General features: G+C 70.9%; 15 protein-coding genes. All 15 read left to right on the top strand.

The genetic code is table 11. The features are described 5' to 3' along the window. Positions 1-8 precede the first annotated feature (8 nt). The gene (gene purN, locus ABG085_RS04810) at positions 9-611 is read left to right on the top strand and encodes a phosphoribosylglycinamide formyltransferase (protein WP_347978292.1); all 603 of its coding nucleotides are present in this window, start codon (positions 9-11) and stop codon (positions 609-611) included. Between the two features lie 27 nt (positions 612-638). Next, on the top strand, positions 639-2,243 hold the full coding sequence (gene purH, locus ABG085_RS04815) for a bifunctional phosphoribosylaminoimidazolecarboxamide formyltransferase/IMP cyclohydrolase (protein WP_347978293.1): 1,605 nt from the start codon (positions 639-641) through the stop codon (positions 2,241-2,243). 135 nt (positions 2,244-2,378) lie between these two features. Beyond that, complete coding sequence (locus ABG085_RS04820; protein WP_347978294.1) at positions 2,379-3,773, top strand: RDD family protein; 1,395 nt, start codon at positions 2,379-2,381, stop codon at positions 3,771-3,773. A 21-nt stretch (positions 3,774-3,794) separates the two neighbouring features. Beyond that, the gene (locus ABG085_RS04825; protein ID WP_347978295.1) at positions 3,795-8,324 is read left to right on the top strand and encodes an FtsK/SpoIIIE domain-containing protein; all 4,530 of its coding nucleotides are present in this window, start codon (positions 3,795-3,797) and stop codon (positions 8,322-8,324) included. Positions 8,325-8,433: 109 nt separating this feature from the next. After that, complete coding sequence (locus ABG085_RS04830; RefSeq protein ID WP_106816895.1) at positions 8,434-8,721, top strand: WXG100 family type VII secretion target; 288 nt, start codon at positions 8,434-8,436, stop codon at positions 8,719-8,721. Between the two features lie 86 nt (positions 8,722-8,807). Then, positions 8,808-9,101 carry a hypothetical protein gene (locus ABG085_RS04835; protein ID WP_347978296.1) on the top strand — a complete coding sequence of 98 codons (294 nt, stop codon included), beginning with the start codon at positions 8,808-8,810 and terminating at the stop codon, positions 9,099-9,101. 4 nt (positions 9,102-9,105) lie between these two features. Beyond that, positions 9,106-10,314, top strand: coding sequence for a hypothetical protein (locus ABG085_RS04840; protein WP_347978297.1), 1,209 nt, complete (start codon positions 9,106-9,108; stop codon positions 10,312-10,314). Between the two features lie 60 nt (positions 10,315-10,374). Continuing rightward, the gene (locus ABG085_RS04845) at positions 10,375-10,992 is read left to right on the top strand and encodes a hypothetical protein (RefSeq protein ID WP_347978298.1); all 618 of its coding nucleotides are present in this window, start codon (positions 10,375-10,377) and stop codon (positions 10,990-10,992) included. Between the two features lies 1 nt (position 10,993). Next, positions 10,994-11,611 (top strand): hypothetical protein, encoded by a 618-nt coding sequence (locus tag ABG085_RS04850; RefSeq protein WP_347978299.1) that lies wholly within the window; start codon positions 10,994-10,996, stop codon positions 11,609-11,611. After that, positions 11,608-12,384, top strand: a complete 777-nt coding sequence (locus tag ABG085_RS04855) for a hypothetical protein (RefSeq protein ID WP_347978300.1) — start codon at positions 11,608-11,610, stop codon at positions 12,382-12,384. Before ABG085_RS04850 ends, ABG085_RS04855 begins: the two co-directional genes overlap by 4 nt. 103 nt (positions 12,385-12,487) lie before the next feature. Beyond that, the gene (locus ABG085_RS04860; RefSeq protein ID WP_106816895.1) at positions 12,488-12,775 is read left to right on the top strand and encodes a WXG100 family type VII secretion target; all 288 of its coding nucleotides are present in this window, start codon (positions 12,488-12,490) and stop codon (positions 12,773-12,775) included. A gap of 85 nt (positions 12,776-12,860) precedes the next feature. Continuing rightward, positions 12,861-13,163, top strand: a complete 303-nt coding sequence (locus ABG085_RS04865) for a hypothetical protein (protein ID WP_347978301.1) — start codon at positions 12,861-12,863, stop codon at positions 13,161-13,163. Further along, complete coding sequence (locus ABG085_RS04870; protein WP_347978302.1) at positions 13,160-14,287, top strand: hypothetical protein; 1,128 nt, start codon at positions 13,160-13,162, stop codon at positions 14,285-14,287. Before ABG085_RS04865 ends, ABG085_RS04870 begins: the two co-directional genes overlap by 4 nt. Before the next feature lie 4 nt (positions 14,288-14,291). After that, a complete protein-coding gene (locus ABG085_RS04875) occupies positions 14,292-14,918 on the top strand; it encodes a hypothetical protein (protein ID WP_347978303.1) in 627 nt (208 codons plus the stop codon). Positions 14,919-14,928: 10 nt separating this feature from the next. Beyond that, positions 14,929-15,597 (top strand): hypothetical protein, encoded by a 669-nt coding sequence (locus tag ABG085_RS04880; RefSeq protein ID WP_347978304.1) that lies wholly within the window; start codon positions 14,929-14,931, stop codon positions 15,595-15,597. The last annotated feature ends 65 nt before the right edge of the window (positions 15,598-15,662 follow it).

A 15,662-nucleotide genomic window follows, 5' to 3' on the forward strand; every position in this document is an offset into this window, starting at 1 on the left:
CTAGGCGGGTGCTCACGGTCGCCGTCCTCATCTCGGGCACAGGGTCGAATCTGCGTGCTCTGCTCGACGCGGCGGCCGATCCCGAGTTCCCCGCCCGCGTCGTCGCCGTCGGCGCCGATCGTGAGGCCGAAGGCTTCGCGCATGCCGAGGAGTACGGCATCCCGACGTTCATGGTCCCGTTCTCGCGATTCGCGAGCCGCGAGGAGTGGGGGGCCGAGCTCGGCGCTCAGCTCGACGTCTGGCGGCCCGACCTCGTGGTGCTGAGCGGCCTGATGCGGCTGCTTCCCGCCGACCTGGTCGACGCCTGGTCGCCGCGCATCGTCAACACGCACCCGGCGTACCTGCCCGAGTTCCCCGGCGCGCACGGCGTCCGCGACGCGCTCGCGGCCGGAGTGGCGCAGACCGGCGCCAGCGTCATCATCGTCGACAACGGCGTCGACTCGGGGCCGATCCTCGCCCAGGAGCGCGTGCCCGTGCTTCCCGGCGACGACGAGCATGCGCTCCACGACCGCATCAAGCCCGTCGAGCGCCGCCTGCTCATCGACGTGGTGCGCCGCGTCGCGACCGGCGACCTCGATCTCGCGGCCGTGTCCGCCGACGCCCAGCTCTGAACCCCTATCCCACCGAGGAGATCCGCCATGGCCGGACCGAGCCACGACCCCGCCCTGTACCGCTCCCGCGACGTCGTCCCGGTGCGCCGTGCCCTCGTCTCGGTGAGCGACAAGACCGATCTGCTGGCCCTCGGCGAGGCGCTCGCCGGGGCGGGCGTCGAGATCGTGTCCACGGGCGGCTCGGCGACCCTGCTGCGTGAGGCGGGTCACCCCGTCACCGACGTGTCGAGCATCACCGGCTTCCCGGAGTCGCTCGACGGCCGGGTGAAGACGCTGCACCCGAGCGTGCACGCCGGCCTTCTCGCCGACTTGCGGCTCGAAGACCACGAGCGCCAGCTGGACGAGCTCGACATCGCGCCGTTCGAGCTCGTCGTGGTCAACCTGTACCCGTTCGTCGAGACGGTGCGCTCCGGCGCTCAGGGCGACGACGTCGTCGAGCAGATCGACATCGGCGGCCCGGCCATGGTGCGGGCCTCCGCGAAGAACTACGCCAACGTCGCGATCGTCGTGTCGCCGTCTTCATACCCGGCCGTCATCGAGGCGGTGCGCGCCGGTGGCACGAACCTGGTGCAGCGTCGCGAGCTCGCCGCCCGCGCCTTCGCGCACACGGCCGAGTACGACCGCGCCGTCGCGACCTGGTTCTCGGAGGGCACACTCACCCAGGCCGACCTGCCCGCCCACCTGACGATCAAGGCGGAGCGCCTGGCCACCCTCCGGTACGGCGAGAACGCGCACCAGCGTGCCGCGATCTACACCCGCAACGGCGGCCACGGGATCGCCCAGGCCACGCAGCTGCAGGGCAAGGAGATGTCGTACAACAACTACGTCGACGCAGACGCCGCGCTGCGCGCCGCGTTCGACATGGTCAAGCCCGCCGTCGCGATCATCAAGCACGCGAACCCGTGCGGCATCGCGGTCACGGCGCCCAACGCGCTCGACCCGATCGCCAGCGCGCACCTGCGCGCGCACGAGTGCGACCCGGTGTCGGCATACGGCGGAGTGATCGCGGCCAACGGCACCGTCACCCTCAAGATGGCGGAGAACCTCAAGGACATCTTCACCGAGGTCATCGTCGCCCCGTCGTTCGAGCCGGCGGCGCTGGAGGTCTTCAAGGCGAAGAAGAACCTGCGCCTGCTGCAGCTGCCCGAGGACTGGCAGCAGGAGCGCATGGACGTGCGCCTGGTGTCGGGCGGCCTGCTGCTCCAGGACGCCGACCGCTTCCCCGACGACATCGAATCGGTCGCGAAGGACTGGCAGCTCGTCTCAGGCGAGCGCCCGGCCGACGAGGACATGACGAACCTCATCTTCGCGTGGAAGGCGTGCCGCGCCGTGAAGTCGAACGCCATCGTGCTCGCGAAGAACTCCGCGACCGTCGGCATCGGCATGGGCCAGGTCAACCGCGTCGACTCGTGCCGGCTCGCGGTCGAGCGGGCCGGCGACCGCGCCGCCGGCTCGGTTGCGGCATCCGACGCGTTCTTCCCGTTCGCCGACGGACCCCAGATCCTGCTCGACGCCGGCATCTCGGCGATCATCCAGCCGGGCGGCTCCGTGCGCGACGACGAGGTGATCGCCGCGGCGAAGGCCGCGAACGTCACGATGTTCTTCACCGGGGAGCGTCACTTCTTCCACTGAGACCGCCGTCGCTCGCGACGCCGTCGGCGCCCGGTTCACGGCGGCATGGGTCCATTTCCCCATGTCCCCGCTCCGGGCGGGAGCCGCGCTGTCGGCCGGATAGGGTCGATGCGGAGCGTTCGCCAGGAGGATCCGGTGATTTGGGAGATCGACGACTCGACACACACCGTCGAGGGCCTCGATGGACGTGGTCGGCCGAGGCCGGAGTATGCCGCGTCCCTCGGGTTGCGCATGGCGCCCTTCGGGCGGCGCGTGCTGGCGACATCGATCGAGCTGGGCATCCTCGTGGTGCTCCAGCTTCCGCTGCTGCTCGTCTCGCTTCCGGTGCTCCTCGCCGCCGCCGCGTCCGCCGATCCGGCCGCGGCGCTCACGGACGCCGGCAACCTCGGCCTCGTCATCGCGTGCGCGGCCGTGTCATCGGCCCTGACGACCGCGTTCGTCGTCCTGCAGCTGATCCTCCACGGGCGCAAGGGCACCACTGTGGGCAAAGCCGCGACCGGCATCCGCTCGGTCAACGTGCGGACGCTGGAGCGGCCCGGATTCTGGCGGGGCGCGGTCGTGCGGTACCTGGTGCTCGGGGCCTGCTTCCTCGTCCCCGTCGTCGGGCCCGTCCTCGTGATCGCCTGCTCCCCGCTGTTCGACCCGGAGCGCCGCGGCCGGGGCTGGGCCGACATGGCGGGCGCCACCTGGTTCGTGGACGTGCGCAAGGGCCTCAACCCCTACGACGTGAAGCGCATGCGGATCGCCCGCAAGACGGCGGCGACGGATCTCGCCGACGAGCGCAATGAGCTGCCGTCCCTCGCGACCTCCGCGGTGGCCCCCGGCGCGGGCGCCTACATCCCCGTCACCCGCAGCAGCGGGGGTGTCGTCGGCGCGCCCCGCGGGGAGGCGCAACCCGCCGGCACCGCGCCGGGCGGAGCGGGTGCCGCGGCCGTCGCACCGGGCGCAGCGGCCGTGGATCCTGGTGCCCCCGCGGCGGGAGCTCCCGCACCAGGGACCCGTGCGCCGATCCCACCCACCGTCGCCTCGTCGGCGGCGGCAGCGGCGCCGGGCCCCGGTATCCCCTGGACACCGCCGCGGCTCATGCCGGACGCGGCGCCGCCCGCCGGGCCGCCGCTGCCCGCCGCGGCGCGTCCTGCCACGCCGGCACGCCCGGGCACGCCGCCCGTCGCCGCGCCGCTCGTGGCCGATGCGTCGTCCCCGGCCGTCGTGCTGGAGTTCGACACCGGCGCGCGCATCGCCCTCCCCGGCGCCGGCATCCTGATCGGCCGCGATCCCTCGCCCGCGGCGGGCGACAACGGGCTCACCCTCGTCCCGATCGAGGACCCGACCAAGTCGATCTCCAAGACCCATCTCGCGCTGCTGCGCACGGGCGGCGCCATCATCGCCGTGGACCGTGCATCGACGAACGGCAGCGCGCTCATCCGCGATGGCGCGGAGCACTCCCTTCCGCCCGGTCAGGGGGTCACGGTCCGCAGCGGCGACACGCTCCTGCTGGGCGACCGGCGAGCCCTCATCCGCATCGGCTGACGCAGACCCCGAGGACAACGCATGAGACTCAGACTCACACTCCAGCGGCGAGACGCGCAGCAGATCGACATCGTCGTCACCTCCGACACGACGGCGACCGTGCAGGACGTGGCCCGGCACATCGTCGAGACCGACCCGGCGCGCGAGACGTCCGCCTCTCCGCGTGACGTGCTGACGCTCAAGGTGGCACCGCCCACCTCGTCCACCTTCACCATGCTCGCTCCCGACATGCTGATCAGCGACGCCGCGGTCGGCTCGGGCTTCATCGCATCGATCGTGAACCTCGGAGAGGACTACGTGGCGTCGCGGGCGGTCGGCGGCCCGCCGGCCGCCATCCTCTCGGTCGTCGGCGGCCCGCTCGTCGGACGCGAGTTTCCGCTGCCGCGCGGCCACTTCACAATCGGGCGCGCCGCAGGCAACGACATCGTGCTCGATGACCCGCTGATCTCCAAGGTGCATGCGCGCATCGAGGTCGGCGGTTCGGTGGAACTCGTCGACCTGAACTCGGCCAACGGCATCGTGGTCGACGGCGGTCTGGTCCAGCGCCTCCGCGTCATCCCGGGGCAGCGGTTCTCGCTCGGCGACACCGACGTGGTCGTCCGCATGGTCCAGGACTTCGCCCCGGTCGAGCAGGACCCGGTGCTCGAGCGCGGCGGATCGCTGCTGTTCAACCGCAGCCCGCGCGTCGAGCCTCGCTACATCGGCGAAGAGCTCCCGGAGCCGCGGATGCCGAAAGATCCGGTCACGCGGCTGTTCCCGTGGCCGATGCTGGTCGCACCGCTCATCCTCGGGATGGCGCTGTACGCGATGAACGGCAACCCCCGGTCGCTCCTCGTCGTCATCATGTCGCCGCTGATGCTGCTCGGCAACTTCATCTCCCAGCGCACCCAGGTGGGCCAGCGCGCCCGCAAAGAGACGGAGATCTTCGAGCGCACGTTCGAAGAGCTCGAAGAGACGCTCTACCGCGAGCGCCCGCGCGAGCGCGAGATCCGCAACGCAGAGGCCCCGCCGGTGGCGGTGGTGTTCGAGGAGGCGATGCGACTCGGCCCGATGCTGTGGACACGACGCCCCGAGCACTGGAACTTCCTCTCGGTGCGGCTCGGCATCACCGAGGCCCCCTCGCGCACGACGGTCAAGCGGTCCGAGACGCCGGAGGCGCTGCAGGAGTTCGTCGATCGCGTCGACCGACTGCGCGACCGCTACCGCACCATCGACGGCGTCCCGGTGCTGGAGTCGCTGCAGAGCGTGGGGGTGATCGGCGTCGCCGGCGGGGATCGCGAGGCCGCCGATGCGCTGCGCGGCCTCTGCGTTCAGCTGTTCGGCCTGCACTCTCCCAACGAGCTGGTCGCCATCGCGCTGACCGAGCCCCGGTGGGCGACCCAGCTGGAGTGGCTGAAGTGGCTGCCCCACACCTCCAGCGAGCGCAGCCCGTTCCGCGACCTGCCGCTGTCGGACTCGGCGTCGAGCGGCGCGGCGCTGCTGTCGGGCCTGGAGGAACTGGTGATGCAGCGGTCGAAGGCGGCGTCGTCGCCCCGACTGCCCCTCGCCGACGACTGGGATCCGATGCGCTACGGCACCGACGTGCGCCGCGCCGCTGAAGAGGCCACCTTTCCCGGCCAGACGGCGGTGGTCGTCATCGTCACCGCCGACGCGCCCGTCGACCGGGCCCGACTGACCCAGGTGCTCGAGCGCGGGGCCGACGTCGGCGTGTACGGACTGTTCGTCGCCCCGATGGTCGATGCACTCCCGGCGGTGTGCCGGAGCTTCCTCGACGTCACGAACGGTCTCGAGCGCGCGCGCGCCGGGACGGTCCGCAGCGGCGTGGACTATCCCGACACGGCGGTGGAGGGCGTCTCGAACGAGCTGATGACGGTCCTCGCGAAGCGGCTCGCGCCGGTGGTGGACTCCAGCACCGTCATCGAGGACGCGTCCGACATCCCGAACTCCGTGATGTTCCTCTCCCTGGTCGGATCCGAGATGGCCTCGGACCCCGCGTTCGCGATCGAGCGCTGGCGCGAGAACAACACCATTCTGGACCGCTCGGGCGCCGCTCTGCCCCGGCTGAAGAAGGCGGGCACGCTGCGCGCGATCGTCGGCCAGGGCCCCACGGACGCGATGGCGCTCGACCTGCGGACACAGGGCCCGCACGCCCTGGTGGGCGGCACCACCGGAGCAGGTAAGTCCGAGTTCCTGCAGGCGTGGGTGCTGGGCATGGCGGCGGCTCACAGCCCCGACCGGGTCACGTTCCTCTTCGTCGACTACAAGGGCGGCTCGGCGTTCGCCGACTGCGTCGACCTGCCGCACTGCGTGGGCCTCGTGACCGACCTGAGCCCGCACCTCGTCCGCCGCGCGCTGACGAGCCTGCGCGCCGAGCTGCACCACCGCGAGCACCTGTTCAACCGCAAGAAGGCCAAGGATCTCCTCGAGCTGGAGAAGCGGCGCGATCCCGACACCCCGCCCGCGCTGGTCCTCGTCATCGACGAGTTCGCCGCGCTCGCAGGCGAGGTGCCGGAGTTCGTCGACGGTGTCGTCGACATCGCCCAGCGCGGCCGATCGCTCGGCATCCACCTGATCATGGCCACCCAGCGCCCCGCCGGCGTGATCAAGGACAACCTGCGCGCCAACACCAACCTGCGGGTCGCGCTGCGCATGGCCGACGAGTCCGACTCGAAGGACGTCGTCGGCGATCCGGTGGCTGCGCGCTTCGACCCCGGCATCCCCGGCCGCGGGATCGCCAAGACCGGACCGGGTCGTCTCGTGTCGTTCCAGTCCGCCTACGCCGGCGGATGGAGCAGCGATCAGGCACCCGCGGCGGACGTCGCCGTCGCACAGCTGCGGTTCGGGTCGGTGCAGCGATGGGAGCTCCCCGACTCGGGTGAGTCCGACTCGCACGACGTCGACCCCGGCCCCAACGACCAGAAGCGCATCGTGGCGACGCTCGTGGCGGCTGCCGACGTGGCGCGCATCCCCGCGCCGCGCCGCCCGTGGCTCGACGACCTCGAGACCACGGTCGACATCCGCCAGCTGCGGGCCGGGCGCTCCGGTTTCATCCTGCTCGGCAAGCGCGACGTCCCCGAGCGTCAGCTGCAGGAGCCGGTGTACTTCGAGCCCGACCGCGACGGGTCGCTCCTCGTGTACGGCACCAGCGGTTCGGGCAAGTCGACGGTGCTGCGCACCGTCGCGATCGCGGCGGCGACGGGCCGCCGCCCGGAGAACGTGGCCGTGTACGGGCTCGACTTCGGCGCCGGCGCGCTGAAGAGCCTCGAGGTGCTGCCGCACGTCGGCTCCATCATCCCCGGGGACGACGCCGAGCGCGTGCAGCGCATCATGCGCTCGCTGGGCGCCATCCTCGACGACCGGGGCAAGCGCTTCAGCGCCGCCAACGCTTCGAGCATCGCCGAATACCGCCAGCTGACCGGTCGCGACGAGGCGCGCATCATCGTGCTCCTGGACGGCCTGCCGCAGTTCCGCGCAGAGTGGGAGTCCACGACCGCACGGATGCCGTTCTACCAGGCGTTCATGCGCATCCTGGGCGAGGGCCGCCCCCTCGGTGTGCACGTCGTCGCCACGGCCGACCGGTCGGGATCGGTGCCGACCGCCATCAGCTCGAACGTGTCCCGCCGGGTCGTGCTGCGACTCTCGGACGAGAACGCCTACGCCCTGCTCAACGCGCCCAAGGACGTCCTCGACGAGCGCTCGGCGCCCGGGCGGGCCATCGTGGACGGCTTCGAGACCCAGATCGCCGTGCTCGGCGGCACGCCGAACGTGGCGGAGCAGACCAAGCTGCTCACCCAGTGGGCGCAGGATCTCCGTGCCGCGGGCGCCCGCGAGGTCGAGGAGATCGGGTCGCTTCCCACACGACTGCAGGCCACCGCCATGCCGGATCGCATCGGCGACTTCCCCGCGCTGGGTGTCGCCGAGGACACCCTCGCGGCGCGCGACTTCGATCCGATCGGCACCTTCGTGGTGACGGGACCGCCGCTGTCGGGCAAGACGAACGCGATGAAGGCGCTGATCACGTCGATGACCCGCTTCGACCCCGGCGTGCGGCTGTTCCACTTCGGCGGCCGCCGCTCGCAGCTCAAGGAGTTCGCGCCGTGGATGCGCAGTGCGACGACTCCCGACGAGGCGAAGGATCTGGCGACCGAGCTCGCCGACCTGGTCGGCGACGAATCGCTGGATGCCAGACTCCTGATCGTGATCGAGGACGTCCCCCAGTTCGCCGACACGCCGGCGGAGCGCCCGCTCAAGGCGCTGTTCCAGGCGGTCAACCGCAGCGAGCACCTGCTGATCGGCGATGCCGACGTCAGTCAGATCGCGAGCGGGTTCGGGCTCATCGGCGACTTCAAGGGCGGCCGCAAGGGCATCGTGCTGCGTCCGGACGCGTTCGACGGTGACGCCATCTTCAAGGTGCCGTTCCCGAAGGTCAAGCGCTCCGACTTCCCGGAGGGCCGCGGAATCTTCGTCCAGTCGGGGCGCGCCGTCACGGTGCAGATGCCGCTCGTCGAGGGAACCACCCTGGAGGTGCCGCAGACCGCGGTCCAGCGATGACCTGGGGACCGGCATGGGGAATGGTCCCCATCGTGGTCGCAGGCGGGGTTTCGCTAGCTTGGAGTCATCGGCCCGGGGTGGGTCGGGAATCTGAGTGAGGGAGTTGACGATGGCCGATTTCGGTGCTTCGTATGCGGAGATGGAGCAGGTGGCGTCGTCGCTGTCGCAGGCTCGTGATGACATCCAGGGCCAGTTGGATTCGCTGAAGAGCCAGGTGGACACGCTGCTGGGTGAGGACTTCAAGACGCAGCACGCTTCGGGCAAGTTCGGTGAGGGGTACTCGGAGCTGACGACGGGTCTGAAGGGTGCGGTGGACGGCATCAACGACATGTCGGAGTCGCTGCTCGGCATGATGCGCGCGATCCAGGACCTCGACCAGCAGCTCGCCGGCGGCTGAACCACCTCCATCGCCGGTGCGGCGGGCTTCGCGCCTGCCCGCCGCACGGCGACGGTGACCGCGGCGCACGAATTTGAGGAGAGACGGTGGGGGTCAAGGTCAGCTATGACGATCTCGGCGACCTGAGCACGCAGCTCAAGCACATCATCGACGAGTTCGAGAGCGCGGGCAGCAGGCGACGGGATCTCGAGGACGCTGTCGACACGCCGTACGACAAGGACGACCTGAAGGACGCGGCCCACGACTTCGAGGGTCGCTGGGACGACCGTCGCAAGCGGCTCATGGACAACTGCAAGGGCGTCGCAGAGCACCTCGACGGCGTGATCGCCGCCTTCAAGGGCTTCGACGAAGACGCGGCACGCAAGTCAGAGAACGGATGACGGAATGACCACGCCTTACATGCCGTCGCACACGCCGGCAGGCACCCTGATCGAGAAGCTGCGCGGCGACGCCGGAGACGTCCAGACGCGCGGCCAGCAGATCGTCGATCTCGCGAGCGACATGTCCAGCGCATGGAACCTCATCTCCCGGCTCGTCGATGACGGCGCCGACATGGAGGGGAAGTCGATCGAGAAGCTCCGCGAGCTGTGCGGCAAGGTCAGCAGCGATCTGTCCCAGGCAGCCGAGCTCTACGACTCCGTCGGGCCGCACATCCTCACCTACGGCAAGGAGCTCGAGACGTCGAAGGGCGTCATCGACCCGCTCGTGTCGGATCTGCTGGAGCTGTGGGAGGAGTACTACAGCCTCAGTCGCACCGCCGACACCGCCGAGGGCGCGGTGCCGAACGAGCCCGATGACGACGCGGACGCGGACGAGCAGTCGGCGTACGACACCGCCTCGGCGAACGCCGATGAGAAGCGGGGCCTCGCCACCGCGAAGCACGCGGACTGGGTCGAGAAGGCGGGGGAGTACGACACCGCCTGGGACAGCTGGTTCGAAGCCTTCGACACCGCCGCCAAGAACATCCGGGAGGGCGTGAGCGGCAAGATCGAGGACGACTGGAAGGACAACCTCCGCGGCGCGCTCGACTTCCTCGCGAACGTCCTGGCCGTCGCCGGGATCGTGCTTGCGGTCCTTGCCATCGTGATCGGCGGTCCGCTCATCCTGGCCCTCGCTGCGATCGTGGCGGTCGCGACCCTCGCCGTCGCACTCACCCGCAAGCTCGCCTTCGACGACGGCAGCTGGTGGGATGTCGCCTTCGGCGTGATCGGCGTCATCCCGTTCCTGGGCCCCGCCGCCCGCACCATCCGCGGCCTCGGCTCGGCATCCGGATGGAGCGCGCTGGGGACGAAGTTCGGCGACGATGCCGTGCGACTGGCCGGCTTGCGTGCCACGTCCTTCGAGGACTGGGGGTCGAGCCTCATCGGGCTGCGCGGCACGACATTCGCAGACAAGGCCGCGGACTTCTCGGCCCAGCTGTTCTCGGGCAAGCACGTCGACGACTGGGCGCGGATGGGCTCCACGGCCCGCGACGGGGCGGCCATCGTCGGCACCGTCTGGGTCGCACAGTTCCAGATCGTCGGCCAGATCAAGGATGCCGCGTCCGGTTCCTTCTCCGGCTCGTTCGACCCTGACCAGAACCCCTTCTCGTGACCGGCACCGTGCGGGATCGCACGGCGCGGATCGGGGAGCCGGTGATGGGAGACTTGTCGGGTGAGTGACCTGCGCGCTGAGTTGAGGGGCACGGTGTCCCCTGCCGTCCCGCAGTATCGGATGCTGCTGCCGCTGGGCTGGCAGTCGTACGACCTGACCGCGGATACCGAGCGAGAGCTGCTCGGCGCATCGCGGACGCGACTGGCGCAGGCCGGTCGACCGGATCTCGCGTCGGGTCTCGCCGTCCAGGTCGGGGACGCCCTGCGCAGCCTTCGCGCGCAGGACGCCTTCGCCTTCGCGCTGGCGGGCGAGACGGCGCCGTCCTGGGCGCTGGGGGCGGCGAGCCTCGTGGGGCTCCGGCGCAAGGCGACGCCCGAGATCCCGCTGGACGCCGTCGTCGAGGACGCCGTCCGCAACCGCGGCGGCATCGCGATCGGCGAAGGGCATCGCATGGTGCGCTGGACCGAGCGTCGCCCGGTCACCGTCGAGGGCGTCGCCGCCGTCTCGTTCCTCATCAACTACCTCATCCCGATCCCCGGAACCCGGCGGACGCAGGCCGTGCAATGGACCGCGACCGTCGCCCATGCGGCCGACATGGCCGAGGACGACCCGGTGCTGCTGGCGTGGGTGGCGCTCTTCGACCACCACGTCGCCACCTTCACGTGGAGCACGCGCTGACATGCAGATCAATCTTCGACACGATCCCGAGCGGAGCCTCCCCGTCCCGCACGTCGAGCAGTCCGCCGAAGAGCGCGCACGCTGGGCGCGGGAGACCGCCTACGCCTTCGCCGCGCGCGAGGGATTCGAGGATGCCACGGCCGAGCGCATCACCGCGGCGCTGAGCGACATCGCCGACGCGACCGGCGAGGACCGCCGGAACCTGCTCCTCATCGGGGCGGAGGGACGCGTCCTGGCGCCGTTCACGGTGTTCGCGGCATCCGAACCGCTGGCCGAGCCCGAGCAGGCCGCCTTCCTGTGGTCGGCCTCGGCGCTGCTGCCGCCGACCACCGAGGTGGTGGAGTCGGCGCAGCTGGGCGCCGGATTCTCGGTGACCCTGCTCGAGCGTCACGACGACCACGACTTCGGGTTCCGGCGCTGGCTCTTCGTCGGGCAGAACGCCACTCTCGGCGCCGTGCTCGGCCCCGTCGCCCCGTACGGCCTCCCCTTCGTGGAGGGTGTTGCCGGCGACATCCTGCACGAGTCGGTCCTCGAGGGCTTCCTGCCCGCCGCCGACCGCGCGCGGGTGGAAGCGCTCGACACCGCGGTGGTGCGAGCGGGAGAGGACTGGCCGCTGTGAGCGATCGCACCCTGACCAGCCTGGTCGACGAGACCGACGAGTGGGGTCCGCTCGAGTGGTGGCGGCTCGAGCTGCGCTCGTTCGCCAGGGCGCCGTACGCGCAGCACACACTCGTCATGCTGGCCCCGAAGGAGGCGGTGCGCGCGGAGCACCCGGGCATCAGCGCGGGGAGCTGCCTGCAATCGCTCGCATACATGTTCCTGCTGGTCGCCCCGCTCGTCGGCGCCGCGGCGATGCTCCGCTGGGTCGTCGGCGGAAGCGCTTTCGACTTCCCGCTGGCGTTCGCCGGCGTGCTCACGCTCATCTCGTTCCTCGCCACGGCATGGAGCCAGTACCAGCGCTTCCGTCGTCCGCGCGCCGTCTCGCAGGCGGGGATCCGCACCACCTCGCTGATGCACATCGTGCCCGGCCTGTTCACGGCGCTCGTCGCCATCACTGCGGGTCGCGAGCTGCTGGACGGCGGCACCTGGGTCTGGCTCGTCGTCGTCCTGGCCGACGTGGTCGCCTACGCGGCGATCCTCATTCGCGGCGCGACCATCAAGGGCGGTCCGCAGAACCCGCACGACAACGTCGACCAGAGCATGAAGGAGATCCCGCCCTCGACGCTGAGCGAGATCCTGGCCGAGCGGGATGCCGCGATCGACCTGCTCGCGGCGCGCGGCAAGATCACGCCCGACGTCGCGGCAGAGGCCCGTGCCACGGCACCGGGGCGGCTCGCGCTGACGGTCGCACCGGAGGGCGGCTCCGCCTACTACCGCCCTGATCAGGCCTGAATCGCCGCATGGGGAATGGTCCCCATGGGCTGATCGCGTCATGCCGGTTAGCGTGGAGTCATCGGCCCGGGGTGGGTCGGGAATCTGAGTGAGGGAGTTGACGATGGCCGATTTCGGTGCTTCGTATGCGGAGATGGAGCAGGTGGCGTCGTCGCTGTCGCAGGCTCGTGATGACATCCAGGGCCAGTTGGATTCGCTGAAGAGCCAGGTGGACACGCTGCTGGGTGAGGACTTCAAGACGCAGCACGCTTCGGGCAAGTTCGGTGAGGGGTACTCGGAGCTGACGACGGGTCTGAAGGGTGCGGTGGACGGCATCAACGACATGTCGGAGTCGTTGCTCGGCATGATGCGCGCGATCCAGGACCTCGACCAGCAGCTCGCCGGCGGCTGAGCCGCGCTCACGTCACAAAGCTCGAGAGCCTGACCGGAGCGCCGCGCGCAGCGGCCTCCGGTCAGGCCGTTTCGGAGGGAATGCGATGACCGATGTGCGGATCGACTTCGACGCGATGAGTGCGAGCCGGCATGCATACGCCAACATGCGGACGATGCTGGAAGACGCCACCGGCGCGCTCGCGAACGTGTCGGGTTCGGCGGTGCCGCAGGACGAGCTGCGTCGGCGACTGGAAGACCTTCACGGGTCGTGGGGCGGCGGCATGAAGAAGCTCGCGCGCTACGCGGAGGACGCCGGTGCCGGCCTCGAGGGCATCCTCGAGGCGTTCCAGGGACTCGACTCCGAGCTCGGCGCGAGCATGGTGCCGCAGGAAGGAAGCTCGGCGTGACCGATTTCACCGCGCTCGGCTTCGATCCCGCACCGGGCGACATCGCGACGCTCGAGGGTTATCTCGACGCACTGTCGGCGGGCTGCGACGGCGTCGACGACGCTCTGTCGACGCTCGACGGTGGCGACGACGCCGACTGGGTCGGCCTCTCCGCCACCGCGTTCCGCGCCTCGATGAGCGAGGATTTCCGGCCGCAGCTGTCGGACACCGGCGAGGCCCTGCGCACCTCGCGCGACGCGCTTCGCACCTGGACCACCCAGCTCACCTCCTTCCAGCAGCGCGCGCGCGTGCTCGCCGAAGAGGCGGATGCCGCCGCGAACCGGCTCGCGTCGTGCGAGAACGCGCATGCCACAGCGATGGAGCACAAGGACGACGACGACGCCGATCCCGACGCGGTGTCGGATGCGGCGCTCGCGCTCGGCAGCGCCGGCGCCGAGCTCGACGAGATCCGCGCCGCAGCGCGGTCTCTGAAGACCGAGGTCGATGACGAGGCCGCCGCGGCCGCTCGTTCTCTGAACGACGCGGGCGGGATCCTCGACGGCTACGCGGGCAACGCGTTCTCGAACTTCTTCGGCGACGCCGGGGAGTGGCTCGCCGACACCGGCGCCTGGCTCATGGACAACGTAGTGCCGATCCTCGAGGACATCCTCCGGGCGGCGCTTCCGGTCATCGCGATCCTGTCGCTCTTCTTCCCGGCTCTGGGCGCGGTCGCCCTGGTCATGTCGGGCATCCTGGTCGCGATCGACGGGCTTCAGGCGCTCACCGGGCGCGGGGACTGGACCGACTTCGCGGTCGGCGCTCTCGGCATGCTCGCGGGCGGCGCCCTCGGCATGGCGGCGAAGTCGCTCATCGGCCCCGGCGGGCAGGTGCTCATCCCCTCGATCCAGCGCATGACCCCTGCGCTGGCCGGCGGCGGGACCGCGGCCGGATCGCTCGCCGTCGCACTCAACGTCAACATGCAGAACCTGGTCTCGAACACCTACTGGACGATGTCGCAGGCCAAGGACGCGCACGACAACGGACAGAGCTTCGTCGAGAGCCTGAGCGGTCCGTGGCAGAACCTGGGGGAGCGCGTGGACAACACGATCCGCGGCAACGGGCCCCGCACCGACGAGGAGCTCTGATCCCATGACTCGGACGACTGGTGACCGGGTCTGGCAGCGGCTGCCGCAGGGCTGGATCGAGTTCCGGGCGTTCGGCGACCGCACCCCCGACGAATGGCTGGAGTGGTATCTCGCGAGCGGCGAGGGCTGGCTCCCCGAAGAGGCGCGGACGTCGATCGTCGAGGGCTTCCGTTCGGGCGTCGCCGCCTTCGCGGGAACCGACTTCGACTTCGCAGGCGTCTCGCTGACCGCGGGCGAGCGACCCGCCGCATCGTTCCTCTGCACCAATGTGGTGCGCGCGGCGCCCGGCGTCGACGTGCCGACCACGCCCTTCCACCGGCTGTTCCCCCTCGTGCGCTTCGGCGACGAGGCGGGCGCCGAGACCTTCACCGCGCCGGACGGCCGCGTCGGAACGGTCGCCAGCGGCCGGCTGGTCACAGGCGGCATCCCGAACGTGGTGACCGTCGGCGAGCTGCTCCTGCCGGATGACGGCGGCACCGTCCTCGTGATGGGCATGTGCTCGGATCCCTCGCAGCGCGCAGAGCTGGCGCTGCTGACCGCCTTCGCCCTGTCGACGACGCAGGTGCTGCCCGAGGGTGTCGAGCCGGCGCTGCCGCTGCCCGATTCCGGCTCCGCGCAGCGCACCGCGTAACCTGACGTGCATGGCTTTCACCCTCATCCGGCCGGAATCTCGCCCGTGGATTGGCGGCGCGACGGCGGATGACGTCACCGTGGCGGAGGCCGACCGCGTCGCGCTGCTGCTCCGCGGCGACTACGAACGGTGGTCGCGATGGGCCTTCGGGCTCGCCGCGTTCGTGGTCACGGCGGCCGGCGTGTTCGTCGGCCTGGGGATGGTCGATGCGATCGTGCAGCGGGGAGGTCCCCCGGCGCTCGTGGACGTGGTGGCGACGGTCGTCGCGGCGATCCTCGCCGCCGTCGCAGCGTTCGGGCTCGTGCGGCTGTGGCTCACCGGACGCGCGCTCACGACGAGCGCCACCGCGTGGCTGCGCGCACCGTTCCGGGCGGGTTCTCGGCAGCGCCGCGCCGGCGGGTGGGTGCAGGCGCGAACCGTCTACCTCGAACCGCGCAACCTCGTGAGGCTGCTGACGTCCTCGTTGGCGTTCCTCACCGCGATCTTCGGAATCGCGGCCGCGGTCCGCGACCTCGCGGCGGGTGACTTCAGCGGCCTGTCGGCCGCCGCCGGCCTCATCGGTGTGATCGCGCTCGCGTGCGGGCTCGGCCAGATGGGCGGTGTGCTCCGCATCGGCTCCGGTGTCGCCGAGGGCGATCCGCTCTGGCACCGCATCCGCTCCGCCTTCGCTCCGCGCTGAGCGTCGGCCCGTCCCGGAGCGGCCGAACAGCCGTGTCCGATTCCCGCCAGCGGGTGTCGGGGGAG

Origin of the sequence: Microbacterium sp. ProA8 (assembly GCF_039905635.1) — a bacterium.
Classification (GTDB): Bacteria; Actinomycetota; Actinomycetes; order Actinomycetales; family Microbacteriaceae; genus Microbacterium; species Microbacterium chionoecetis.

Coding starts and splice junctions, on each gene's coding strand:
- ABG085_RS04825 (WP_347978295.1), top strand. CDS start 3,795: ATGAGACTCAGACTCACACTCCAGCGGCGAGACGCGCAGCAGATCGAC.
- ABG085_RS04880 (WP_347978304.1), top strand. CDS start 14,929: ATGGCTTTCACCCTCATCCGGCCGGAATCTCGCCCGTGGATTGGCGGC.
- purH (WP_347978293.1), top strand. CDS start 639: ATGGCCGGACCGAGCCACGACCCCGCCCTGTACCGCTCCCGCGACGTC.
- ABG085_RS04840 (WP_347978297.1), top strand. CDS start 9,106: ATGACCACGCCTTACATGCCGTCGCACACGCCGGCAGGCACCCTGATC.
- ABG085_RS04875 (WP_347978303.1), top strand. CDS start 14,292: ATGACTCGGACGACTGGTGACCGGGTCTGGCAGCGGCTGCCGCAGGGC.
- ABG085_RS04865 (WP_347978301.1), top strand. CDS start 12,861: ATGACCGATGTGCGGATCGACTTCGACGCGATGAGTGCGAGCCGGCAT.
- ABG085_RS04830 (WP_106816895.1), top strand. CDS start 8,434: ATGGCCGATTTCGGTGCTTCGTATGCGGAGATGGAGCAGGTGGCGTCG.
- ABG085_RS04850 (WP_347978299.1), top strand. CDS start 10,994: ATGCAGATCAATCTTCGACACGATCCCGAGCGGAGCCTCCCCGTCCCG.
- ABG085_RS04860 (WP_106816895.1), top strand. CDS start 12,488: ATGGCCGATTTCGGTGCTTCGTATGCGGAGATGGAGCAGGTGGCGTCG.